Source organism: Marinobacter maroccanus, assembly GCF_002933275.1.
In the GTDB taxonomy this organism is placed as follows: Bacteria; Pseudomonadota; Gammaproteobacteria; order Pseudomonadales; family Oleiphilaceae; genus Marinobacter; species Marinobacter maroccanus.
Genome location: NZ_PSSX01000002.1, coordinates 248,743 through 272,589, shown reverse-complemented (window position 1 = coordinate 272,589; position 23,847 = coordinate 248,743). Strand labels below are relative to the sequence as shown.

Sequence of the window (23,847 nt, the reverse complement as noted above, 5' to 3'; positions counted from 1 at the left end):
AAAATGTACAAGGGTGTACGGGCATCAAACGCAAATAGGCTACTTGTAATGGTCCAGTGTGGATCAGGAACGACCGCGCCGCCAATGCGGCGCGGTCGGCTCAGTCTGCGACTACTGCTGCAGGACAGCCCTGGCCGCCCGGGCTGCGTGAAGCTTCCGGTAGCTCTCGATCAACCGCTGATGCTTCTCCAGTCCTTCCAATTGCATGTTGGTCGGCTCGAGGCCATGGAAGCGAACCGTGCCATCCACCGAGCCGACAACGGCTTCCATGGTTTCCTTGCCGAACATGCGGGTGAAGTTGGAGATGTAGTCGTCCAACTCCATCTCGTCGTCGAGGGTGACTTCGAGAACCGCGTACATGGCGCGGTAGAACAGGCCACGCTCAACGGTGTTATCGTTGAACTGCAGGAACATGTCGACGAATTCCAGCGCCTCTTCATGCCACTGCAGAGCGAGGCAGATCAGAATCTTCAGCTCAAGGATTGTGAGCTGGCCCCAAATCGTGTTCTCGTCAAACTCCACCCCAATCAGGGTGATGATGGTCATGTAGTTGTCCAGCTGGCTGGCTTCCAGGCGTTCCACCAGATCAGCCAGTTGTTCGTCATCCAGACGGTGCAGGTTGAGGATATCTTCCCGGTAGTCCAGGGCCATGTTGGTGTTATCCATGATCAGGTCTTCCACCGGATACACCTCGGAATAGCCCGGAACCAGAATCCGGCAGACCGGCGCGCCCAGTTCCTCGTAGACCGCGACATAAACTTCCTTGCCCAGATCCTGAAGAATGCCGTACAGGCACTCGGCTTCCTCGGCGTTGGTGCCGGAAAAGTCCCATTCAACGAAATCATAATCGGACCTGGCGCTGAAGAAACGCCAGGAGACGACGCCGGTGGAATCGATGAAGTGTTCCACGAAGTTATTCGGCTCGGTCACCGCCAGACTGTTAAAGGTTGGCGCCGGCACATCGTTCAAACCTTCAAAGCTTCGGCCCTGAAGTAGCTCGGTCAGGCTCCGCTCAAGGGCCACTTCGAAGCTTGGGTGAGCGCCGAATGACGCAAACACGCCACCGGTTCTCGGATTCATCAGGGTAACGCACATCACCGGAAACTGGCCGCCCAGAGAGGCGTCTTTCACCAGTGTCGGGAAGCCCTGGGCTTCCAGGGCTTCAATGCCCTCCAGGATGTCGGGGTATTTTTCCAGAACCTCCCGGGGCACGTCCGGCAGCGCGATTTCCTCTTCGATGATCTGCTTCTTGACGGCGCGCTCAAAAATCTCCGACAGGCACTGGACCTGTGCTTCATTGAGCGTGTTGCCGGCACTCATGCCGTTGCTGAGAAACAGGTTCTCGATCAGATTGGAGGGGAAATACACCACCTCGCCGTCAGATTTGCGCATGTAGGGCAGGGAGACAATTCCCCGGTCGGCTCTGCCTGAGTTGGTATCGATCAGGTTGGAGCCGCGCAGCTCGCCGTCCGGGTTGTAGATGGCCAGGCAGTGGTCATCCAGAATGCCGTCGGGCAGCTCGTCGTCGGGGCCGGGCTTGAACCACTTTTCGTTCGGATAGTGGACGAACTCGCTGTTGGCGATTTCCTCACCAAAGAACTGATCATTGTAGAAAAAGTTGCAGCTGAGCCGCTCGATGAACTCACCCAGGGCAGAGCATAGGGCGCTTTCCTTGGTGGCACCCTTGCCATTGGTGAAGCACATGGGCGAGGCCGCGTCGCGAATATGCAGGGACCACACGTGCGGCACGATATTTCGCCAGGAGGCAATCTCGATCTTCATGCCCAGCTCTTCGAGGATGCCGGTCATGTTGGCGATGGTCTGCTCCAGGGGCAGGTCCTTGCCTTCGATAAAGGTCTGGCTGCCGCCTTCCGGCTGGGTCATCAGCAGTGCCTGGGCGTCGGCGTCCAGGTTCTCGACGGTTTCAATCTCGAAGGTGGGGCCGGTCTGGACCACTTTCTTCACGGTACAGCGGTCGATGGAGCGCAGAATGCCCTGGCGGTCTTTCTCGGAGATGTCCTCGGGCAGTTCCACGGAGATCTTGAAAATCTGGTTGTAGCGGTTTTCCGGGTCCACGATATTGTTCTGGGACAGGCGGATGTTCTCGGTGGGAATGTCCCGCGCCAGGCAGTATACCCGGACGAAATAGGCCGCGCAGAGGGCAGAGGAAGCCAGGAAGTAATCGAACGGGCTGGGCGCCGAGCCATCGCCCTTGTAGCGGATGGGCTGGTCCGTCACCACCGTGAAATCGTCAAACTTGGCTTCTAGTCTGAGGTTCTCGAGAAAGTTGACGTTGATTTCCATTACACAGAGTCCTGGATCGGAGAATTTGGCGCGCCATGGCTTTTAATGGCCGCCATTATCCAGTTTTTGCAGGCGTTCGTCTTGGTCGGTCTTCTACGGATGGTTCAATGCCAGTTCGACTGCCTGAGCAGCGTGTATCTCTGTGGTGTCGTAGAGGGCAACCTCGGTGTCGGCCTGGCTGATCAGCAGGCCGATTTCGGTGCAGCCGAGGATCACCGCCCGGGCACCTCTGCCGGAAAGCGAAGCGATAATATCCAGGTAGGCGTTGCGTGATTCGGGTTTGATCTGGCCCTGGCAAAGCTCTTCATAGATAACCCGATGCACCTCATCTCGCTGAGTCTCGTCGGGCGTAATGACCTCGATGCCCGCATCTTCCAAGCGGTCGCGGTAAAACGCCTGTTCCATGGTGAAGCGCGTGCCAAGCAGGCCGATGCGGGTGATGCCATCCTTTGCCAATACTTTTGCGGTGGCATCGGCGATGTGGAGCAGCGGAATCCCGATCGCCTGTTCGATCTCCGGCGCAACCTTGTGCATGGTGTTGGTACCAATAACCAGAAAATCCGCACCGGCCTTTTGCAGCGAAAGAGCGGCGCCAGAGAGAATGTCCGCCGTGGCAGCCCAGTCGCCTCGGTGCTGCAGCGCTTCGATCTCGGCGAAATCGACGCTGAACAGCATAAGTTTGGCCGAATGCAGACCACCGAGGCGAGTTTTTACCCCCTCGTTGATCAGACGGTAATAGGTTTGGGTGGATTCCCAGCTCATGCCGCCAAGCAGGCCAATGGTTTTCATGGCAAATCTCCCTTTTATCCGCTCGCCATAACGATCGACAGCGCCACCGCGTAAACCGTAAGTATCAGCGCGCTTTCAAACCCGATTTTGCCGATTCCGTAACGTTGCCGTCGGACCATTCCCATCAGCAGCGTTGCTGTCATCAGAATGCTGACAAGACCCCAGGTCATCTGGATCGGAGTGATGTCGTGGTAAATAGAACCGCCCGGGTAACCGATATCGGCGGCAGCGATGACCAACATGTTAAAACAGTTGGTGCCGAAGATGTTGCTTACAGCCAGGGTGAGTGCGTTCCTGCGAATGGCGGCAATGGTAGTGACCAATTCGGGAGAGGATGTAGCGAGGGCAGTGAAGAGCCCGCCGATGAGCGTATCGGACAGCCCGGTTTGGTCGCTGATCACCTTGGCGCCTTCCATCAGCACCCAGCCTGCGAAGCCTGTCACCGCAGCAAGCGCGGCGAAACTGATCCATGCTTTTAACAGACCGCCGTGAAGATAGTGTCCAGGCTTATCTGGAACCGTTTGCCGGGTGCGACGGGGAAACCACATCGGTTTGCTGTCAGTAGTACGAACCAGGTGCAGCCCAAACAAATAGGCTGCGGTAATTACAGGAGTGATTGGGTGGATGCCCCACATGGAAACCGGCGGACTGGCAATTGCCAGCAGTGGCAGAGCCAGTAAGACGATCAACAATGCGGCAAGCATCAGGTTGGTAGAAGAGGCGGCGGCGTGTTCCAGGTTGGCCTTTCGGTAAACGATGTCCGCAATGCCCAGAAAGACCAGATTCGCAGCCATGCTGCCCATGACATTGCTCATGGCCAGGTCTGGTCTTGAATCCATGGCCGCGCTGAGAGTGGCGGCGAAGTCAGGCAGTGAGGTTACGCCGGCCAGCAGAAAGATCCCGAACAGCGCCTCGCCCAGACCGGTGCGATCAGCCAGCTCATCGGCCACCCGCGCGAGTCGGCTGCCGGCAGTCACAATGACGATAGAGGCGATCGCAAAAGCAATAATGGCGGTAGTCAGTGACGAAAACACAAAGGGCCTTTATCAGTCCTGTTATACCTCACTATAGCCGGTCTGGTGGCTCAGGTAACGCACCCGCCCAACCGGTTTTATCTCCATTTCACAAACCGCTTACCATGTAAAACATATGGGAGAGGTCTGTTCTGTCTGGCCCAGCGTATCGGTCTTAACATTAATTTTAAAAGGGTCTTTACGGTTTTCAGCATTGTCTGTGCCGTAATTATCAAGGGTCTGCTCTTCATGCCTCAATTACTGTCCAGCTTGTTGTTCCCCTCCCGTGCATCACTTGTCCTGGAGCAGGCGCCGCAAGCCATACTCACCATAGATCGGCACAACAGAATCTCGTTTTTCAATGCGAGTGCCGAAAAGCTATGGGGCATTGGCCGAGAAAAGGTGGTTGGCCATGTCGCCTCGGACCTTTTGCCCGAAGATGTGCTTCGACGGTTTGCCAATGGGGCAGGCGAATCAGAAGAAGTCTACCTGAACAGCTCCCAGGGTCGTGGGTTCTGGGCGCATTTGGAGATGACGAATGTCGGAGCGGGCTACAATACGGAAAAGACCGTTTTTGTTCGCGACATCACTGAGGACCGCCATGCCCGGGAGATGATGAACCAGACACTGGAGCAGGCGATGGATGCCGTTATTTCCATTGACGAGCACAATAACGTCACCTTCTTCAATAAAGCTGCCGAAGATATGTGGGGGTACACCCGCGAGGAAGTGATTGGGCAGAACGTCAAGATGCTGGTGCCCGAGGCCATCCGCGGCCAGCACGACAGCTTTGTAAATCGCAACCGGCAGACGGGCGAAAACCGAATCGTTGGCAGTTACCGTGAACTTACCGTTGAGCGAAAAGACGGGTCGAGAATCTGGGGACAGGCCGCGATCAGCAAAATCGAGTTCGACGGCCTGATTACCTACACGGCATTCATCAAGGATGCGACGGAAGAAGTAGAAAAGCGGGATAAAATGGAAATGCTGTCACTGGTGGCGGATCATGCCAACAGCGGCATCATCATCACCGACGGTGACGGCAAGATTGAATACATCAATGCCGGCTTTGAAAAGCTGACCGGTTACAGCCTCGAAGAATGCAGGGGGCGCAAACCCGGTCCCATGCTACAGGGCGATGGCACGGACCCTGAAACGGTTCGGCAGATCCGGGAGCATCTGAATCGGCAGGAGCCGTTCTATACCGAGATCCTTAACTACCATAAGGATGGCACGCCCTACTGGGTCTCCCTTTCCATTGCCCCTGTCTTCGACGGCAATGGTCGGGTTCAGCGATTTATATCGGTGGAAGCCGATATTACCCACAGCAAGCAGCAGACAGTGGACTTTACCCGTCGCCTGCAGGCCATAGAGCGTTCCATGGCCACTATTGAGTTCAACCCGGACGGCAGCTTTCTCAGCGCAAACGGCCTGATTCATAATCTCTATGGCACTCAGGATAAGGTGGCCCGGGCGGCGAATCAGCTATGGTCCCAGCTGGATCGGGAAAGCATAGAGGTTCTCAGGAAAACCGGCGAATTCAGCGGCAAATCCTCATTGCAGCTGGAAGGCATGCCAATGCTGGCTCTGGATTTCCAGATTGTGGCTTTGAAGCATTTCAACGGGGATGTCCGCAAATATGTTCTGTTTGGTATCGATATCACCGACCGACATGTTGCTCTTCAGGAAACCCAGGAAGCTATGGACTCTGTGCTGCAAGTAAGCAACCAAATTAGCGGAATTGTTTCTACCATCAATGGCATCGCCGAGCAGACCAACCTTCTGGCACTGAACGCAGCCATTGAGGCTGCGAGGGCTGGCGATGCGGGGCGTGGCTTTTCAGTGGTGGCCGAAGAAGTGCGTTCACTGGCCCAGAAATCCAGCGCTTCGGCAGGTGAAATTGACGGGCTGGTCGACGAAACAAATCAACGGGTATCGACCCTTGCAAACTCCTTGAACAGAATCGAAGGGTAAAAAATGCCCGGCTTTTTCAGCGTAAAACACGCCTGACGAGTACCGGGCCAACCAACTCAAAGATAATCGTAGAGGCGACTACTACCGGTAGTATGGTGTCGCGGAGTTCAGGAAAACGCTCGGCCGCCAGCAGCGCCATACCGATCGCGACACCCGCCTGGGGCGTTAACGCCAGGCCGATATCCCTTGGCAGCTTGTCACCTCTGCGATCGGCTACCAGAGTTGAGAGGTAGCCGCCCAGAATACGCCCGCCCAAACGCAGTGTGATATAGGCGAGGGTCAGTAGGACTGCATCTGTGGCCTGATAAAGATTGACGCTTGCCCCCGAGAGGACAAAGAAAAACACCAGAAACGGCCACTCAATGTGTTCGATCTCCCGGAAGGATCGGGTGTGGTGATGTGAAAGATTGGCCACCAGACTGCCAGCAACCATTGAGGCCAGCAGCGCCGACACCCCCAGCGAAGATGAAAATCCTGCCAGCAACAGGATGAGTGCAATCGCTTCAATTTGAGTAGGCTCACCAGGCCTGAGACGACCTGTGAGCCATGCGGCCGGCAAGCCAATCGCTGCACCCAGCAGTATCGCGCCACCCAACTCCCATATTGCGTGGAGCAGGGCCAGTTCCGCGTCACTTCCAATCACCCAGCCGAGTGTCGCCATGCTCAGCCCGAATACGAGGATACCCCACCCGTCGTCAATAGCGACAATGCCCAGTAGTAACTTTGGCAACAGGCCTGTCTTGCGGGTTTCCCGAACAGATTCGCTGACTGCTGCAGGATCCGTTGCGACCGAAATGGCGGCCAGGGAGACTGCTACAACCAGTGGGTAGCCCAGTACAAGCAAACCTGCACCGACCAGCAGGCCGCCACCAACGATAACGAACAGTGAAACAACCAGGATGAGCGGGCCGGTGCGTCGAAGCCGGTCGATCTTCAATTCGCTTCCAAGAACGAAAGCAACCATGACCAGGGCCAATTGGATCAAGGGCTCGCTCAGGCCGCCAAGCAACTCCCCTTCTCGTTGCTCCAACAAGATCTGCTGAATGACCGCAATTGCAATGCCGACCAACATCAGAATCGAGATGCGTGGCACCCTTGTGCGGCGGGCGACAGTATCAGCAAAAATGCTCGCGGAAAGTATTACGCCAAGCAGGATGACATTCATCGTCGCCTGGGAAGTCGTGATTGGCAACCACTCTGGAAGTTGTTCGATCATTCGCGCCCTGAAGTCTCCCATGGTTTGCGGTGAAGGTTGTGCCTGAAACAATTGTAGTTCTTGGGGGCAGACAAAAATTACTCAATCCTTTGTATGAAATGGGCCCCGCACCTTGTATCTGGGAGCCGCAGCCCTCAGCGTTGGACCAAGCCACTTTTTCAAAACGAGGGGAAAACCAGAGTCCATGGAGCCCGTCACCAAGAAACCCTGCATTGACGTCTGCGAGTTCAACAAGAAGGCCATCTGTAAAGCCTGCGGCCGAACCCGTCAGGAGAAAAAGGAATGGAAACAGCTTTTGCCCGAAGAAAAGCAGGCGATCTGGACACGTATCCTCGAGTCTCACGGCTCGGGTAAAGGGAAAAATCCCAAAGCGTTGCGCGAGTTGTACGAGAAAGCCAAAAAGAAGAAGAAAAAGAAGAGCTGATCGACGCAGCGATGTTCAGGCTGCGGCGACCAGAGATGTCAAAATGAAGCTTTAGAAACGATACTTCGCGTTGGCATTCACAGTGCGCCGCTCGCCGTAACCACAGTCTGCACCTTCGGAGCGGCACCAGGTGATGTATTCCTCATCGGCCAGGTTTTTGGCATCTACGGTGAAGTCCCAGTTCTGCCAGGTGTAGCCAATCATGGCGTCGTAGAGGGTAACCGAAGGAACCACGGGCCCGCCGCCTGAGCCAACATTGTCACCCACGTAGCGAACCCCGGCACCGAACCGCCAGTTGTTGGCGATATAGAGCTGGTTCCACCAGGAAGCCTGACGCTCGGCCACATAGGGGAGCCGGTTTCCAGAGGCGTCATCCCTAGCATTCAGATCGGTGTAGGCCAGTTGGGTTTCAAAGCGCTGCCATCGCTTGTTCACCTGCAGCTCCCAGCCGTCGATCACCGCGCCGGTCTGTTCAACACCTCCGGGAGTGCTGCCGTCGCTGATCCGGTTCTCCTGGGTAATATCGAAGTAGGCTGCAGTAATGCCAAGGGACTGGTCCGGGGACACGTACTTCACGCCCGCTTCCTGCTGGTCGCCGGTGGTGGGTTCCAGTGTGTTGGCGGCTGCGGTGCCATCGGTACCGAGGTTCATGCTGAAGGCTTCAGCGTAGCTGATGTACGGGGAGATCCCATTTTCGAATCGGTACATCAAGCCCGCACGACCAGTGGTGGCCTCTTCGTCGCTGACGGTGTCGGATCCGGAGACGGCCAGGCGGCGGTTCTCGGCCCAGTCGTGGCGGAGGCCGGCGGACACAACGACGGGCCCGATTTCGATGTGGTCGGCAATGTACAGACCGATCTGCTCAATCTCATTGTCCGGCCGGTCTGTTGGGTTGATAACACCGGCGTTCAGGTTGCCGTACTGCGGATCATACACATCGAAGGTGCCACCCAGGCCATAACCGTAAAAGTAGTTGTCCTGTTTCCAGAGAGCATCCTGCCGGTCGGCGCCGATAATCAGGCGATGGCGGGTCATGCCCAGCTCAACATCGCCTTCGAGGCGAGCATCCATGTTGAAAATACGAGATTCCGAGTCCGCCGTGAAGATTGTACGTGGCACTTCGCCATTGGCATCGGGGACACTCGGAATGGTAATCCAGTGTTCACGGGTCTCGGTGCTGGAGCGGGTGAAACGGGCCGTCGCGGAAACCTCCCAGTTAGAATTCAGGCGGTGATCAACAAACAGAGTAGCCTCGGTCTTCTCCCGATCATAACGATCCCAGCCTGGCTCCCCAACGAATCGCTCAGAGCCGATAAACCCTTGTGATCCCGGTTCCAGGGTGCCGGCTTGTGGCAGGAACTGAGCGGATACCTGGCCTTTGTTCTCCTGGCGGTTCAGGAGCAGGGTAACGCTTGTGTCATCAGTGGCGCGCCAGGTCAGGGAAGGGGCGAGCACGTAGCCATCGTCTTCCACATAATCCACCTGGGTGTCGCTGTCGCGTCCAAGTGCGATCAGGCGGTACAGCAAATCACCGTTCTCGTTGACGGGGCCGGTTACATCCACCGCCAGCTGCTTGCGATTAAAGGTGCCGTACTGGGCCCAGATCTCGCCGGCCTGTTCCTCTTCCGGGAGCTTGGATACCCCGTTGATGATGCCGCCCAGATCGCTCTGGCCATAAAGCATGGACGAGGGGCCTTTGAGCACTTCGATGCTCTCCAGGGCGTAAACGTCGGTGCGGACAGTGTTGTAGGAACCGTAGATCTGACGCAGACCATCCAGATAGCGCCCGGCATCAACCCCACGAACTTTTGCGGAATCGATTCGGGTGTCAAAGCCAAAGTTGCCTGCGTAAACACCCGGTGTATAGAGCAGGGCATCCTGTATGTTCTTGGCACCGGAATCCTCGATGAATCCGCGATCGACGATCGAGACTGAATAGGGTTGCTCTTCGACAGGCACATTGAGCTTGCCGACTTCGGGCGTCTTCTCGAGAGGCATGTAGTCGGCTGCGGTAATGGCATCGGACACCACGTCGAGAGCCTCGAGTGTGGTGGCGTCGTCGGTCTGGGATTGTGCGGTGGCCAGGGAGCTGGCGCCGAGCAGGGAAGCGAGCGCGACGAAACTGCAGCGTCGGGAGCTTGGGGCTTTCATGGATATTTTACGCCTCGGTTGTGAATATGGAGGCGAATGATAACAATTATCATTAAGTTTGCAAGAGATGGCGTGCCAATCGCCGGATAAGTTCAGTCCACAGTAAACGAAAGAATTCTTGAGAGATGGCTGTAGGGCAGGCCGCTCTCCTGATGCCAGATGTTGAAAGCTTCCTGGGCCTGCATAAGCCCCTTCTTGCTGGTGGGAGAGGCATCCAGTAGTTCCTCACGGTGCAGCGCAGCAACCACATCGCGGGAGAGAATAAAGCCGTCCCAGCCCACGCGGCGCAGAAAATACTGGGCGCTGTTGCCACCGAGCCGGGCACCGTTGCGTTTGAGCCACAGCAGTAAACCAGCCTGGTCACTGCTGGGCCAATTGGCCAGAAACTTGCCGAAGCTGCCGTGTTCCCGGGCGGCATCCACAATCATTCGGGCATTTTCGGGCACGGTCTGAATCTTCTGGGCGTTCCGCACGATCCGTTCATCGCCGGCCAGCTGCTCAATAACCTCGGGTGGAACCTGTTGCCAGTAAAGCGGAACGAACCCCTCAAACGCCTCTTCAAACTTCGGCCATTTGTTTTCGATCACCCGCCAGACAAAACCGGCCTTGAAGACGCATCGGGTGATTTCCGAGAGGTAGCGATCGTCCCCGAGAGCTTCCAGTTCACCCGGTTTTGCCACTCTCGGCAGCCGTGTGTGAACCTCATTCTCACCGCCTTTCTGAAGGACGGCCTGTTCGTAAATGCGGGAAAAAGACATAGTGCTCTCTGAATCAGTCGAGTCTGTTAAGCGATTTCCGCCGGCCTATGCGCGACAGACCGGCGATCAAGGCACCCAGCAATGCCAGGGCAGGCCGCACGATGAATCGGAATACCCAGCTGCCGATGTACAACACGGGCAGCAGTATCAGCATCCATCCGAGAAACTGTACCAGTTTTGCCGGGTAACCCAGGATTTCGGACACCTCGGCCAGAACGTCGTTGATAATACCCGGGTGCGTGACCACCAGGTAACCAACGCCGACCACGGCTGGCCACTTTGCGTATCGGGCAGTCGTCATCAGCATGCGCCCGCTATTGGCCAGGCGAGCGCCAAGGGCTGCAGACCGGGTACCCGCAGCGGCGCTTCGTGATGAAACCGCAACTGCCCGTCCTGCCCGAAGCACCTTCAGTGCGCTGGCAAAAACCAGCACATCCACCGATGCCCAGCCAACGTCAGCGGCGGACACGTCCTCACCCGTGCGGTGCTGAATCTCCAGGTTGCGGATGCCACTGGCGAAAAACTGGTTGATATTCTCCAGTACACGTTCCGTTCTAACCCAGATAATGTCGCCCTGATCGTTCACCACAAACTGGCCCAGGAAATCATGTCCCTCTTCCTGGATGAAGCGTACCGCGTACCACCCGCGCTCTTCCCGAGTCAGCTTCTCCTTTCCCGGACTGCTTTGCTGGCCGGCTGTATCGCTGTCAGATTTTCCGTTCCCGGTAAAGAACTCCACGGCCGCCTGGTATTGAGTGGCCAGATCGTTCATCAGCTCGATCGAGCCAATCGGGTTGCTCAGGAAATAGTGGATGGGCGGAAGAATGTTTTCGCCATACAATCGGAGAATTTCCCGGAACTCAGGCTCGGGCCCGTAAACCGGAAAGATCTCACGGGTCATGGCAGGGTATCGCAAATAGGCCGCGCGGGCCTTCAGCAGAAGAAGTTCGTCGTCCGCCATATCGAGCAAGGCAGCCTGAACTTCCAGTGGCTCCGATTCAATGCGAGGGAACTCCCGGAGAGTATCCTCCGCCTGAATCCGGATCAGCCTCTCTTCAATCAGCATAGGCCGTGAGCTGATAGTGGCTACCAGCGCGATCATCGTCGCAAGGCCAAGGATCAGAAGAAGTTTTCTCATCATCGCTTGGCCTAAATACTCACTTGACCAATGTTGTTTCGGTACGCGTGCCTCATAGAAATCCCGGTGCAATTCAAATCAGGTTTGTTGTTGAAACTAACCTGCAGCCAAAATTATTCCAAGAACAGTTTCAAGGACTTTGCTTTTGTAGCGGGATCAACCAGCGACTAAGCTTTTAAGGTTAGCTCTACACAGCGGTCTAACGGGAGTTGCATGTGGCTGGAAAGCACAGGAAACGTGGATTTGTTATCAGAGAGGCCTGTGAAGAGGATCTGCCCGAAATGGTGGGATTCCTTGCCAAACTGGCCCTGCATGTTTCGGGTGCGCCCCCTCATGATCTGAAGGAAAGCGAACGCAAACGGCTTATGCGAACGTTGCACTCCTCGCTGGACGACCCCAACAAATTGTTGCTTGTGGCAGAAAGTGAACACGCGGGTCTGGTGGGAATGGGCTATGTCTATATCTGGCGAAGCCAGGGCATCTGGGAGCAGTCCGAGTCCACAGAGTTCAAGTCCGGCGTCATTGACGATATCTGGGTAGAGCCGGAATTTCGGGGGCTCGGAATCCTGAAGGCGTTGTTGCGGGATCTGGTGACGTTCGCGGAGCAGCACCACGCCTCGGAGCTGATCCTGGAATACGCAGCTTCAAACAAGGAAGCCAAGGCAGCCTGGACCAAGCTCGGTTTCAAAACCACCGGCGTTCGCGCGGCGGCATTCACCTCGGTAGTGAAGCAGGCGCTGACAGCATCATAAGGATAAGAAAAGGGAACAGGCCATGATTGGCGATCGCAGTGTGAATGTGTTTTACGATGAGGTCATGCTGGGGCACAACCCGGAGGTGGATCTGCCTTTTATGCCCAGCCGGGTTGAAAAACGCGTGCGCTCCATTCTTCAGGGGCTGGACTTCAAGTGGAGCTACCCTGAGCATCCGGGGCGGATAAGCGCCATCAAGGAATATCTCGACGAAAACCCTGTTGCCGGCGTTCAGTTCAGATCCGGTGCCCCCGCCGCCACATACGATCAGCTGGCCCGGGTGCACACCACCTCCTACCTGGACCACATATTCTCATTGGCGGGCAAGCGGGCCTGGCTTGATAAAGACACTACGGCAGTCTCGCCAGACAGCATCAAAGCGGCCACCGCTGCGGCCGGTAACGCCATTGCGGCCGTTGAAAGTGTTGTGAAAGGGGAATGTGAGAGCGCGTTTGCCCTGATCCGTCCGCCCGGCCACCACGCTGAGCCGGTCCGGGCCCGGGGATTCTGCCTGCTCAACAATGTTGCCATTGCTGCGGCCCATGCCCAGGCCAAGCTCGGCTGTGAGAAGATTCTGATCATCGACTGGGATGCCCACCATGGCAACGGTACCCAGGACATCTTCTGGGCTGACCCTGATGTTCTGTTTTTCGACACCCACTGTGCAGCGCCTTTTTACCCCGGTTCCGGTCACCTGGAGGAGGTCGGTGATGGGCTTGGGGAAGGCTATACCATCAACGTGCCACTGCCGGAAACGGCTGGCGACGTTGCCTTCGAGAAAGTGTTCCGGGAGATCCTGATGCCGGCGGCGGATTACTTCAAGCCGGATCTGGTGCTGGTCTCTGCCGGCTTTGATCCGCACAGAAACGACATGGCCCTGAACCTCACCTACGATGGCTTCAAAGTGATCACTGGCATTGTTCAGGCGATTGCCGACAAACACTGTGAGGGACGGTTAGCGCTGGTTCTGGAAGGTGGCTACAGCCTGAGTTCGCTGTCCAAAGGGGTGCACGCCGTGCTCGAAGTGCTGGCCGGAGGGGAGGTGCCGGAAGTGCATGAAATCGGTGTACCGGAGGCCGAGGAGGCAGCGGAGTTCCATCGGTCTGCCTTCAGTGATGAGGACTGAGCCCGCTTTGAACACGAGCGACACTGTTAGTTGGTTGAAAACACCCGGCTGGCGGCTTCCACAACAATCCCGTGCCGCTTGGCCAGTTTCACCCGGTCGTCATCGTAGCCGCCGCCAATCACCGTCGCCACCGGAATGTCCCGACGTTTCAATTCGCTGAGCACCTGAAAGTCCCGCTGGAAAATTCCCTTCTCGGAAATGTTCAGCCGGCCGAGGGGATCTTCCCGGAATACATTCACCCCTGCGTCGTAGAGCACGATATCCGGCCTGGATAACGCCAACGCCTGCTGCAATGTTTCACTGACAGCTTCCAGATATGCGTCATCCTCGAGGCCATCAGGCAGCGCGACATCCAGGTCGCTCAGCTTTTTCTCGAACGGGTAATTGCGCTCACAGTGAATGGAGCAGGTAAAGGCATCTGGCTGGTCAGCCAATAACGCCGCAGTGCCATCACCCTGGTGCACATCCACATCGAAAATGAGTACGCGTTTGATGGCCTCCTGGCGTAAAAGCACGTTCGCAGCGATGGCCAGATCATTGAGTATGCAGAACCCGGCGGCATAGTCGTAGTGAGCATGATGGGTGCCGCCCGCCAGATGGCAGGCAATTCCGTGCTGAAGCGCCAGCTGGGCTGTCAGAATGGTACCGGAAGGAGCCAGGAAAGTGCGTCGGACCAGCCCCTTGCTCCAGGGCAGATTCATCTGCCGTTTCTCCCGTGCCGAGAGTTGATCGCCGGCGAAACGGGCGAGGTAAACCGGGCAGTGGGTACGGGTCAGCCACGCCTGCCGGCATGGGGCAGGGCGAAAGCTATTAGCTTGAGTGAGAAGCCCTCTCGAGCGGGCGTAATCGGCAAGGAGCCCGAATTTTTCCATGGGAAATCGGTGCTTTGCCGGGAAAGGGAAGCTGTAGTCTGGATGGTGAACCACGGGTACGGGCATTGGATCATCCGGCTGCAGTGGATTGGCGACGTCAGAATGTTATTTGGCAGGCACGGCTGCGATGCCAGAATCACACATCGCCTGGATTTCTTCGGCGGAATACCCGCACTCTGCCAGCAGTTCGCCGGTTTGCTCGCCAAGGCGCGGAGCTCCCTGCCAGTGCTGCTCCGGTGTCGCCGAGAATCGCGACGCGGCCCGGGCCTGGCGCAGTCGGCCGGCCTGGGGATGCTCATAGTGTGTGAGCAGGTCGTTAGCCTGTACCTGGGGATGGTCAAGCACCTGGGTGCGGGTCAACACCGGGGCACAGGGCACTTGCTCGGCTTCGAGTCTTGCCAGCCAGTGTTCGGCCGTATTGGTTTTGATAACCGACTGGATCAGCTCCAGCCTCGCATCAATATTCTCCTGGCGCAGCTTGGCAGTCAGGAATCGTGGATCCTCCGCCCACTCCGGGCGGTCCACAGCACGAATGAGGGCTTGCCACTCACGATCGCTCTGAACCGCAATGGTGATGTAGCCGGTTGTGGTCTCATAGATGAGATCCTGAAGGCTTGCAGCCTCCTGCTGTGGCACCTCACTGTGAACAAAGGTCTGGCTGCCCATGTCGGAGCTCCAGAGAAACGCGATGATCGCGTCTAGCATGGACAGCCGGACATGCTGGCTTTCCCCGGTGCGTTCCCGGGCGAACAGAGCCGCGGTAATCGCCTGGGCTGCTGTTACACCGGTGAGTTTGTCGGGCAGGATGGTCCTCACCAGTTGAGGGCGCAGTTCATCGGCGCCCGCCTGAACGGTGGCCAATCCGGAGAGGCCCTGGATCAGCGGATCGTATACCGGCCGCTGGGAATAGGGGCCGGTGTCACCGAAGCCACTGATTGATACCATCACGAGATTCGGCGCCACCTTGCGCAGCTGCTCCTCGCCGAGCCCCATCCGGTCAATGACTCCCGGCCGGAAGTTCTGCACAAAGACATCGGCCGACGCTACCAGCCTCAGCAGCGCATCGCGCCCCTCCTGCTCTTTCAGGTTCAATGCCACCGACTTCTTGTTACGGTTGTTGTTGAGATACAGTGCCGACATATCGCCCTGCCGATTGGCCGCGGAGCGAGTAAAGTCTCCACCCGCCGGATTCTCGATCTTGATAACCTCGGCACCCTGATCCGCCAGTATCATGGTCGCGAGAGGCCCGGAAATCATGGCTGTCAGATCGATAATGCGGATGCCATCGAGCGGTCCGGTCATGGTCAGGACTCCTGTTTTTCCTTGGAGGCGCCGAAAAACGTGAGTGCGCCACTCTTAAAAAGGGTTCGTACTCTAAACTTTATGCGGATGCCGATCATTTACTAGTACGCAAAAGAGCAGGAAATTCATCAAACCAGAGGAGTGCCAGTGTCCACCAGTGTTGAAATGACCGACATTTTTCTCGAGTACCCTACCGAGTCCGGGAAGGTCGCCGTACTCAAAAATGCCTCTCTAATGGTGCCCCCGGGAGAAACACTGGCGATCACGGGGCCCTCAGGCAGCGGGAAGACCTCCCTGCTTCTTTTACTTTCCGGCCTGCAACGCCCCACCAGCGGCGAGATCCTCGTGGGCGACCAGCGCCTTGGTGACATGGATGCCAACACCCTGGCGGACTGGCGTAGCGAACACCTTGGCATTATTTTCCAGTCCTTTCATCTGTTGCCGGGGCTGACTGCATTGGGAAACGTCAGTCTGCCGCTTGAGATTGCCGGCGAGGCCAGGCCGCGGGAACGAGCTCTCGCCATGTTGGAGGCAGTTGGTCTCAGCCATCGGCTGCAGCATTATCCGGGGCAGCTCTCCGGCGGCGAGCAGCAACGGGTAGCGATCGCTCGGGCTCTGGTTCACCAGCCAAGCCTGTTATTAGGGGATGAGCCCACAGGCAACCTGGACCACGAAACCGGTGAGAAAGTCCTCTCCCTACTGTTCGACTTGCACAAGGACAGCAAATCCACGCTGGTACTGGTGACCCACGACGAGCGCGTTGCCGAGCGTTGCCAGCACAGGGTCCGGATGGATGGTGGGCGTCTCTATGCCTCGTGAACGCTCCGCAAACCCGCTCTGTATGCTCCGATTCGCGATCACCGATCTGCGTTCACGTATCTCTGCACTGAAGATTTTCCTGGCCTGCCTGATTCTCGGCGTCACCCTGGTGGCCGCTACAGCCAGCCTCTACCGTGTGATTGAACAGAGTCTGCTGGCGGACACCCGGGCGCTACTGGGTGGCGATGTGGAGCTGGATTCCAGCGAGCCCCTGCCGGATGACGTGCTCGAATGGATTCGCGCCACCGGCAACATTTCGCTGGTGCGGGAATTCGATACCATTGTCAGCGGTAGCGGCGGCGACGGCTTCTTTCGGGCCGAAATACTGGTTCCGGATGCCCTTTATCCTCTTTACGGCGATCTGGAGCTCACTCCCGATGAATCCCTGCAAGCTCTGACGGCCCGAATATACGGGGAGTGGGGTGCCATCATCGATCCACTGCTGGCGGAACGCCTGGGCCAGTCCGTTGGCGACAGGATCGAAATTGGTGCAGACACTTTTCGCATCAGCGGCCTGATCCAGAAACAGCCGGACCGTCGACTGAACGCTAACTGGCGCGGCCTGCCGATCATGATCTCTGAGCAGGCAGTAGAGGCGACAGGGCTGATCCGGCCTGGCAGCCGGGTGGATTACGAATACCGGGTGCAGACTGACCAAAACCTTGATACCTGGCTCGAAGAATTCGAACAGGCCTTCCCGGACACGCGTTGGGACATCACCACCTTCGCCGAGCGCAGCGAACGTATCTCCGAGCGATTGGACCAGATTGCCACTTCGCTGATCCTGATCGCTTTCACTACATTGTTCATCGGTGGCCTCGGCGTTGCCAACAGCATCCACGCCTACCTCGATGAAAAGTTGGGCACGATCGCCACCCTGCAAACACTTGGCCTGCGTCGAAAACCGCTTGTCGGCATATACCTCCTGCAGATTGGTGTATTGGGCAGCCTTGCGGGGCTTGTTGGCGGTGGTATCGGCCTGGGGCTTTCCGCCGTGGCGATCAGTCTGGCGGGCGATGCCTTTGCATTGGCCGGGCCCGACGGAACAGGCGGCTGGCTATCCTTGTGGTTTGTTCCTTTGCTGCTGAGCTGGCTGTTCGCAGTGCTTACTGCTTATGTTTTTGCTCTGCCGGCGCTGGCGCGAGCCCTGGCTGCTGCACCGGCCGGGCTTTTCCGAGGACAGGTGGAGGCGGCGCCAAACGAGCCTCGCAGCTGGCGGATTGCCAGCTATCTTCTGCTGGCCGTCTACATCGGCGCTACTCTGTTCTGGCTCCCATCGCCCCATCTTGGCTTTCTGTTCCTGCTGGCGGTTACGCTGCTCTGGGGCCTCCTGGAAGCTTTGATCAAGGGGTTGCGCCGCGGTGCCAAGGCTCTGGAAAACGGCGGTTTTGCCGACCGCAGGTTTGCCCGGCGGTTGGCTCTCGCCAATCTGCACCGGCCGGATTCGCCGCTCCGGGCAACCCTTCTGTCACTGGGCACCGCACTGACGCTTGTGGTGGCCTGCACGTTGATGGTTACCACGCTCCTGAGGGCGCTGGAAACCACCATACCGGAACAGTCGCCGGCGCTAATCCTGTATGAAGTGTTTCCGGACCAGATGGAACCGCTGCAAAACGGCCTGGAAGCGTTGGATGCGTCCAGCCGCGTTGAGTTGCTTCCGATGGTCCGCTCCCGTCTGGACACCATCAATCAGCAGCCAATTGCCAGAGTCCTGGCTGATGATGCCGAAGCTCGACGCGAAGCCATGGGGGATGAATACAAGCTGAGTTATCTCTCCGGCAATCCGGAAGCCCTGGAACTGGTTGAAGGAAACTGGTGGACGTCACCGGCCCCCGAAGGAGAGCCCGCCTACATGGCCATGGAGGATCGGGAGGCCTACCAGCTTGGCCTCGGTATTGGCGATCAGCTCACCTTTACTGCACAGGATAAGAGCATTGAGGTCGAAATCCGGGCAATTTACCGGCAAAAAGGACTCCAGACCCGATTCTGGTTCGAGGGAATCCTGCAGCAAGGCGCTCTCGACGACTTGATCAGCCTATACGTGGGAGCGGTTTACCAAAGCGATGAGTCCGCCAGGGAATCCCAGCAATGGCTTGCACAGAACATCCCCAACATAATCACGCTGCGTACCGCTGACTGGCTTGAAACCGCCGGCGATCTGCTGAACAAAGCCGCCGCTGGCCTGGCGGCTGTTGCGTCGGTAAGCCTCCTCGCGAGCCTGCTCGTGCTTTCCAGCGTGGTTAGTGTCAGCCGCAGGCGGCAGCTCTACGAAGCCAACCTGCTGCACTGCCTTGGCGCCCGTCACGGGGCAATCCGTCAATCCATGTTGCTCGAAACCGGATTGCTGACCTTTCTGGCAACGGTTTTCGCGACAGCCCTTGGTGCGCTAATTGCTTTACCTGTGGCTGACCTGGCCTTAAAACTGCCGGCAGGCGATTTATGGTGGGTTGGGATGCTGGTTGCCGGAGGTGTCAGCTCGCTGGCTCTGCTGGCTGGACTTCTGCCCACGCTCAGGGCAATGCGGCTAAACCCCACCGTGTTGCTCAGAGACAGGTAAAATGTCCTGCCGTCGCAATAAATTCGTCTTTTGTATAGAGGAGGTGGAAAAATCATTTAAATTAAACAGTTAAGATCATAAAAAAACAGCTTTTGTTCGTTTTTTCGCCGGCATCACGAGTTGCAGGCTCAAAAAATCTGGTTATATTGAGAAAAATAAGGAAATTTGCCTACAAAATGGCAAATTTCAAAAATTTTCACTAAATAATCTACGGTAGTATTTTTACGTATGCTTTTTGCACATAACTCATGTTGTGTAGGCATAATAGACTCACACTTTTCGCCCACAAAAGAAAAAGAGAGAATAACTATGATTCGCAAACTAGCACCGCTTGTATTCGCTTGTGCTGCGGTAACCTCCGTAAGCGCGACAGCTGATCAGCTGGACACCGTGATTCAACGTGGCACTCTGAACTGTGGCGTGGTCCTGGATTTCCCACCAATGGGCTATTTTGACGAGAACAACGAGCCGGCCGGCTTCGACGTCGATTACTGTAACGACTTGGGCGAAGCGCTCGGCGTAGACGTCAATGTTCTCAACCTGACCTGGGGCGAGCGGATTCCCTCTCTGGTTTCCGGCAAGACCGATGTGGTTATCGGTTCTACCTCCGATACTCTGGAGCGTGCCAAGACCGTCGGCTTCACCTACCCGTACTTCGTGTTCAAATTCCAGGTCATTGCCAACGAAGACAAGAACATTGATTCCTTCGACGATCTGAAAGATCTCAAAGTCGGTGCGGCACTTGGCACCACCTACGAAACCGAATACCTCGCCTATGCCGAGCAGCAGGGCTGGGGTAAGGACAACTACACCTCCTTCAAATCCGAGAACGATGCGTACCTGGGTCTTTACCAGGGCAAGGTCGACGCAATCATCTCTACCAACACCAACATCGCGACCAAACTGCGTAGCGAAGAGTTCGAAGACTTTGAAGCGGGCCCCTACGTTCCCAACTACGACGACGTTGTGGGCATCATCGCCAAGCGTGATGAGGTTGCCTGGATCAACTACCTGAACCTGTTCCTGGTACGCCAGATTCGCGACGGCAACATGAACGAAGCTTACAACAAGCACTTCGGTACCGATGCGCCGGCCGATCTGATTCAGTCCCTCCGGGACAACAAGTAAGCGCCGAACCGACGGCCGCCAAACAGGCGGCCGTCATTGCATTGGTTCCCGGGTCGGGCACCCACCCTCGGGTGTCCTGACCTAAAATTCTGATCAAGGCCCTTCTTACCGGGTTATGGTCGAGTTTCCTACCATTCATAAAATGGCCAAGGTATGGACTACGAATTTCACTGGAACGTTGTGTTCCAGAACATGCCCCAGCTGCTGAACGGTGCCTTCGTTACCCTGCACGTATCCGTTCTGGCGATGCTTCTGGGCGTTGTGATCGCAATACTGTTGGCGATCGCCAAAATGAATAACACGAAGTTCTTCAGCCAGGTTGCTACGGTCTGGGTCGAGATCGCCCGGAATACGCCGGCCCTGTTCCAGATCTACATGGCCTATTTTGGCCTTGGAGCATTTGGTATCCACCTCAGCCCCTACGTGGCGGTATTGAGCGCACTGGTCTTCATCAACGCGGGCTACCTGACGGAGACGTTTCGGGGTGGTTTCCAGTCGATTCCGAGCACCCAGTACAGCGCTTCCAAGTCCCTGGGCATGACCAGTATCCAGACGTATCGATACATCATTCTTCCGCAGATGCTGAGACGCATCTACCACCCGATGACCAACCAGTTCGTCTGGTCCATCCTGATGAGCTCTCTGGGCATTCTCGTGGGTATGAGCGAGCTTTCTGGCACGACTCAGCGTTTGCAGTCACTGTCGTTCAGAACGCTGGAGTTCTTCATTGTGGCGGCCGTGATGTACTTCGTCATCACCAAACTCGTGTTGTTTGGGTCATCACTGCTTGCTCGTAGACTCTTCAAGGGGGAAATCTGATGAATTCTTTATTCACACCCCTGTCCTGGAGCGATAGCGGTCTGATCCTGACCGGTGTCTGGAATACCATCATCATCTCCGTTGTCGCCATCGTGGTGGGCACTATTCTGGGATTGATCGTCGGCTTTCTCCGTGCCGAGAGCAACAAGGCCGTCAATGTCCTTTTCGGTAGCGTGCTCGACGTGCTGAGAAGTGTTCCCCTGATCATCCAGCTTATTCTGTTCTCCACCTTTGTCGGCGCGATGGGAAATCCATTGGCGCCGTTTGTTGCGGGCTCCATTGTGCTTTCGCTGTATACCATGGCCTTCATGAGCGAGGTATTCCGCAGTGGCTTTGAAAGCGTCAGTCCCTCAATGCAGACGGCAGCGCGCTCACTGGGTATGACCAAATGGCAAACCATCTACCACATTCGGTTACCGATTGGTTTGCGTGCTGTGTTCCCTTCGTGGCTGGGTGTCGCACTCAGTGTCATCAAGGACTCGGCCCTGGTCTCGGTCATCGGTTACATGGAATTGCTGCGCACGTCGGAGCAACTGATTTCAAGAACCCAGCAACCGCTCGAGATCCTGATCGGTGTTGGTATCTTTTACTTCATTATTTCGTACCCGCTGTCCCACTACGGCCGGTATGTTGAGAGGAAAATGGCAATATGATCAGCGTACAGAATGTCCATAAATCCTTCGGCGATCTTGAAGTACTGAAAGGCGTGAGCCTGGATGTAAAGAAAGGCGAGGTCGTGAGCGTTATCGGGGGCTCCGGCAGTGGCAAGTCGACTCTCCTGTATTGCATCAATGCCATTGAGCCCATCAACAAGGGCAAGATTCTCGTTGATGATGTGGATGTCCATGCCAAAGAGACCAATAAGGACAAGCTGCGCCAGAAACTGGGCATGGTCTTTCAGCAATGGAATTCCTTTCCTCATATGACTGTGCTGGAGAACGCCGCCCTGGCGCCCAGAATCGTCAAGAAAATGAGCAAGGAAGAGGCAATTGAAATTGCCAAGAAAGAGTTGGAGCATGTCGGCCTCGGTGACAAGTTCGACGTCTATCCCACCAAAATGTCCGGCGGCCAGCAGCAGCGCCTGGCGATTGCCCGTGCTCTGGCCATGAAGCCCGACTACATGCTGCTTGACGAGGTGACCTCCGCGCTCGACCCGGAGCTGGTCGGCGAGGTTCTGGATACCCTGCGCCTGTTGGCAGAAGAGGGGATGACCATGATCTGTGTGACCCACGAAATGGGATTCGCACGGGATGTCTCTGACCGGGTGGCTTACTTCCACGAGGGTGTGATTGCAGAGATCGGTGAAGCACGCCAAGTGATTACCGATCCGCAAAACCCGCTCACCCAGAAGTTCCTTTCAAAAGTGCGCTAGAAAGTCGCCACAGGCGTGGCGCTGGTTGGGGGAGTTTTTGGACCCGCTTCCCCAGCCATTTTTCAGCCCCAAGAGGCGGGTGAATCCTCCTGGCTCAAAACTGAAAGTGTCAGTTCCGGTTCTTCAGAACCTCGTAGATGCGCGATATCTCCCCATCCTGCACCTCTTTTTCGACTAAATCCTCTAGTAGTTCCAGCACCCGTTTCTCATCGTTGCTGCGAAGCCCTGGCCAGTACACATAGGGAACTAAATCCGGATTGCTGATAAAGAACAGGGCGGTTTCTTCAGGCTCGTTCTCAATGTATCCCCGTAGGCCCACGGTAAAGTGGCGGCCGTTATTGCCCCGCAGAGTTACCAGGAGCGAGTTGTCCCGCTCGATAAAACGGGTTTCCTCAACAGAAATGGGCTCTGCCAGGTCGGGCACTGACGTGATGTAGTACTGGAAACCCAGAAAGGCCAACAACAGGATAAGCAGTGTGGCCAAGGCGATGGATTTGATCATCAAGTGGATCTCAGGCTGGTTACATGGCTCTCGCGAAGATCCCGAAGGGTAGGGACTTCAACACGTAACTCAGGGGTGTCCAGGGCCACCAGGGAACATAGGCGCGGCGCTTCTCGGATTCGATGGCTTTCACCAGAGCCTTCACGCCGGTTTCCAGATCCACCCGGAAGGGCGCGTTTTTGGTATCCCGGTTTATATCCGTGAGAATGTAGCCGGGCATAATGTTGCTGACGTTGATCGGCTTACCCTTGGTATCGAGTTGCAGACCCTCCGCCAAAGAGGCCACGGCAGCCTTGGTGGCAGCATATACGTTAAGAGGCCCACGGAAACCGCGAACGCCACTAACTGATGACATCAACACCAGATGACCGCTGTTCTGCTCGCGGAAGATCTCCATGGCCGCCTCGCTCTGGGCAATAGCGGCGATGAAGTTGGTCTCGGCGGTGTGTCGGTTGGCAGCAAAGTGCCCACGGCCGATGGGCTGCGAACTTCCAATACCCGCGTTAACCACCACCCGATCAAGACTGCCCAGCTCATCCCGGAAGCCACGGAATACTTCGAACACCTGATCGTAATCGCAGACATCAAGGCCACGAACCAGTACCCGGATATCCGGATGGGCCTGCTGCAATTCCCGCTGGAGAGCTTCCAGCTTGTCTGCCCGGCGCGCGCAGAGCGCCAGATTACAGCCTTTGGCCGCCCATTCGCGAGCCATGCCTTCCCCGAGACCGGTGCTGGCACCGGTAATCAGAATGTTTTTTCGCATCAGCTATCCCCTGGATTCGTTCGGGTTATTTGCGCTCACAGTACCATGATCGAACGCCGAGGGGA

At 56.6% G+C, this 23,847-nt stretch carries 21 protein-coding genes; 10 read left to right on the top strand and 11 right to left on the bottom strand.

Features of this window, described 5'->3' with window-relative positions; genetic code table 11:
• Positions 1-111: 111 nt before the first annotated feature.
• The 3 genes from KEHDKFFH_RS03835 to KEHDKFFH_RS03825 form a co-directional block, all read right to left on the bottom strand.
• Positions 112-2,304 carry an OsmC domain/YcaO domain-containing protein gene (locus tag KEHDKFFH_RS03835; protein ID WP_104320693.1) on the bottom strand — a complete coding sequence of 731 codons (2,193 nt, stop codon included), beginning with the start codon at positions 2,302-2,304 and terminating at the stop codon, positions 112-114.
• 93 nt (positions 2,305-2,397) lie between these two features.
• Positions 2,398-3,093 carry an aspartate/glutamate racemase family protein gene (locus KEHDKFFH_RS03830; RefSeq protein ID WP_104320692.1) on the bottom strand — a complete coding sequence of 232 codons (696 nt, stop codon included), beginning with the start codon at positions 3,091-3,093 and terminating at the stop codon, positions 2,398-2,400.
• Positions 3,094-3,107: 14 nt separating this feature from the next.
• A complete protein-coding gene (locus tag KEHDKFFH_RS03825) occupies positions 3,108-4,127 on the bottom strand; it encodes a sodium:calcium antiporter (protein ID WP_104320691.1) in 1,020 nt (339 codons plus the stop codon).
• A 228-nt stretch (positions 4,128-4,355) separates the two neighbouring features.
• On the opposite strand from KEHDKFFH_RS03825, the gene KEHDKFFH_RS20480 reads away from it, so the two are divergent.
• Positions 4,356-6,080: a PAS domain S-box protein gene (locus tag KEHDKFFH_RS20480; RefSeq protein WP_104320690.1), complete on the top strand. Its 1,725-nt coding sequence runs from the start codon at positions 4,356-4,358 to the stop codon at positions 6,078-6,080.
• Between the two features lie 16 nt (positions 6,081-6,096).
• Here the strand turns inward: KEHDKFFH_RS20480 and KEHDKFFH_RS03815 are convergent, their stop codons facing one another.
• Positions 6,097-7,296, bottom strand: a complete 1,200-nt coding sequence (locus KEHDKFFH_RS03815) for a cation:proton antiporter (RefSeq protein WP_104320689.1) — start codon at positions 7,294-7,296, stop codon at positions 6,097-6,099.
• Between the two features lie 112 nt (positions 7,297-7,408).
• On the opposite strand from KEHDKFFH_RS03815, the gene KEHDKFFH_RS03810 reads away from it, so the two are divergent.
• Positions 7,409-7,720 carry a DUF1289 domain-containing protein gene (locus tag KEHDKFFH_RS03810; protein WP_198412731.1) on the top strand — a complete coding sequence of 104 codons (312 nt, stop codon included), beginning with the start codon at positions 7,409-7,411 and terminating at the stop codon, positions 7,718-7,720.
• A 51-nt stretch (positions 7,721-7,771) separates the two neighbouring features.
• On the opposite strand, the gene KEHDKFFH_RS03805 is transcribed toward KEHDKFFH_RS03810, so the two are convergent.
• The 3 genes from KEHDKFFH_RS03805 to KEHDKFFH_RS03795 form a co-directional block, all read right to left on the bottom strand.
• Positions 7,772-9,871, bottom strand: coding sequence for a TonB-dependent siderophore receptor (locus KEHDKFFH_RS03805; RefSeq protein WP_104320687.1), 2,100 nt, complete (start codon positions 9,869-9,871; stop codon positions 7,772-7,774).
• Positions 9,872-9,963: 92 nt separating this feature from the next.
• On the bottom strand, positions 9,964-10,629 hold the full coding sequence (locus KEHDKFFH_RS03800; protein WP_104320686.1) for a DNA-3-methyladenine glycosylase I: 666 nt from the start codon (positions 10,627-10,629) through the stop codon (positions 9,964-9,966).
• 13 nt (positions 10,630-10,642) lie between these two features.
• On the bottom strand, positions 10,643-11,767 hold the full coding sequence (locus KEHDKFFH_RS03795; RefSeq protein ID WP_104320828.1) for a hypothetical protein: 1,125 nt from the start codon (positions 11,765-11,767) through the stop codon (positions 10,643-10,645).
• A 215-nt stretch (positions 11,768-11,982) separates the two neighbouring features.
• Here KEHDKFFH_RS03795 and KEHDKFFH_RS03790 point away from each other — a divergent pair, with 215 nt between their 5' ends.
• Together KEHDKFFH_RS03790 and KEHDKFFH_RS03785 are read left to right on the top strand one after the other, a co-directional pair.
• Entirely contained in the window at positions 11,983-12,519 is a 537-nt protein-coding gene (locus tag KEHDKFFH_RS03790; protein ID WP_104320685.1) for a GNAT family N-acetyltransferase, read from the top strand.
• Positions 12,520-12,541: 22 nt separating this feature from the next.
• The gene (locus KEHDKFFH_RS03785) at positions 12,542-13,645 is read left to right on the top strand and encodes a histone deacetylase family protein (protein WP_104320684.1); all 1,104 of its coding nucleotides are present in this window, start codon (positions 12,542-12,544) and stop codon (positions 13,643-13,645) included.
• Positions 13,646-13,671: 26 nt separating this feature from the next.
• On the opposite strand, the gene KEHDKFFH_RS03780 is transcribed toward KEHDKFFH_RS03785, so the two are convergent.
• Together KEHDKFFH_RS03780 and KEHDKFFH_RS03775 are read right to left on the bottom strand one after the other, a co-directional pair.
• Positions 13,672-14,583 (bottom strand): histone deacetylase family protein, encoded by a 912-nt coding sequence (locus KEHDKFFH_RS03780; RefSeq protein ID WP_104320683.1) that lies wholly within the window; start codon positions 14,581-14,583, stop codon positions 13,672-13,674.
• A 39-nt stretch (positions 14,584-14,622) separates the two neighbouring features.
• Complete coding sequence (locus KEHDKFFH_RS03775) at positions 14,623-15,819, bottom strand: CaiB/BaiF CoA transferase family protein (RefSeq protein WP_104320682.1); 1,197 nt, start codon at positions 15,817-15,819, stop codon at positions 14,623-14,625.
• A 165-nt stretch (positions 15,820-15,984) separates the two neighbouring features.
• On the opposite strand from KEHDKFFH_RS03775, the gene KEHDKFFH_RS03770 reads away from it, so the two are divergent.
• The 6 genes from KEHDKFFH_RS03770 (at position 15,985) to KEHDKFFH_RS03745 (ending at position 22,514) form a co-directional block, all read left to right on the top strand.
• The gene (locus tag KEHDKFFH_RS03770; protein ID WP_104320827.1) at positions 15,985-16,638 is read left to right on the top strand and encodes an ABC transporter ATP-binding protein; all 654 of its coding nucleotides are present in this window, start codon (positions 15,985-15,987) and stop codon (positions 16,636-16,638) included.
• The gene (locus tag KEHDKFFH_RS03765) at positions 16,628-19,195 is read left to right on the top strand and encodes an ABC transporter permease (RefSeq protein ID WP_104320681.1); all 2,568 of its coding nucleotides are present in this window, start codon (positions 16,628-16,630) and stop codon (positions 19,193-19,195) included. The genes KEHDKFFH_RS03770 and KEHDKFFH_RS03765 overlap by 11 nt, the downstream gene beginning before the upstream one ends.
• A gap of 309 nt (positions 19,196-19,504) precedes the next feature.
• On the top strand, positions 19,505-20,323 hold the full coding sequence (locus KEHDKFFH_RS03760) for a transporter substrate-binding domain-containing protein (protein ID WP_104320680.1): 819 nt from the start codon (positions 19,505-19,507) through the stop codon (positions 20,321-20,323).
• A gap of 153 nt (positions 20,324-20,476) precedes the next feature.
• Positions 20,477-21,142 (top strand): amino acid ABC transporter permease, encoded by a 666-nt coding sequence (locus tag KEHDKFFH_RS03755; protein ID WP_008169533.1) that lies wholly within the window; start codon positions 20,477-20,479, stop codon positions 21,140-21,142.
• Positions 21,142-21,795 (top strand): amino acid ABC transporter permease, encoded by a 654-nt coding sequence (locus KEHDKFFH_RS03750; protein WP_008169529.1) that lies wholly within the window; start codon positions 21,142-21,144, stop codon positions 21,793-21,795. Before KEHDKFFH_RS03755 ends, KEHDKFFH_RS03750 begins: the two co-directional genes overlap by 1 nt.
• Positions 21,792-22,514, top strand: coding sequence for an amino acid ABC transporter ATP-binding protein (locus KEHDKFFH_RS03745; RefSeq protein WP_014576841.1), 723 nt, complete (start codon positions 21,792-21,794; stop codon positions 22,512-22,514). The genes KEHDKFFH_RS03750 and KEHDKFFH_RS03745 overlap by 4 nt, the downstream gene beginning before the upstream one ends.
• Before the next feature lie 109 nt (positions 22,515-22,623).
• Here KEHDKFFH_RS03745 and KEHDKFFH_RS03740 read toward each other — a convergent pair whose 3' ends face one another.
• Together KEHDKFFH_RS03740 and KEHDKFFH_RS03735 are read right to left on the bottom strand one after the other, a co-directional pair.
• Complete coding sequence (locus KEHDKFFH_RS03740) at positions 22,624-23,016, bottom strand: hypothetical protein (protein WP_104320679.1); 393 nt, start codon at positions 23,014-23,016, stop codon at positions 22,624-22,626.
• A 19-nt stretch (positions 23,017-23,035) separates the two neighbouring features.
• Positions 23,036-23,782, bottom strand: coding sequence for an SDR family oxidoreductase (locus tag KEHDKFFH_RS03735; protein ID WP_104320678.1), 747 nt, complete (start codon positions 23,780-23,782; stop codon positions 23,036-23,038).
• Between the last annotated feature and the right edge of the window lie 65 nt (positions 23,783-23,847).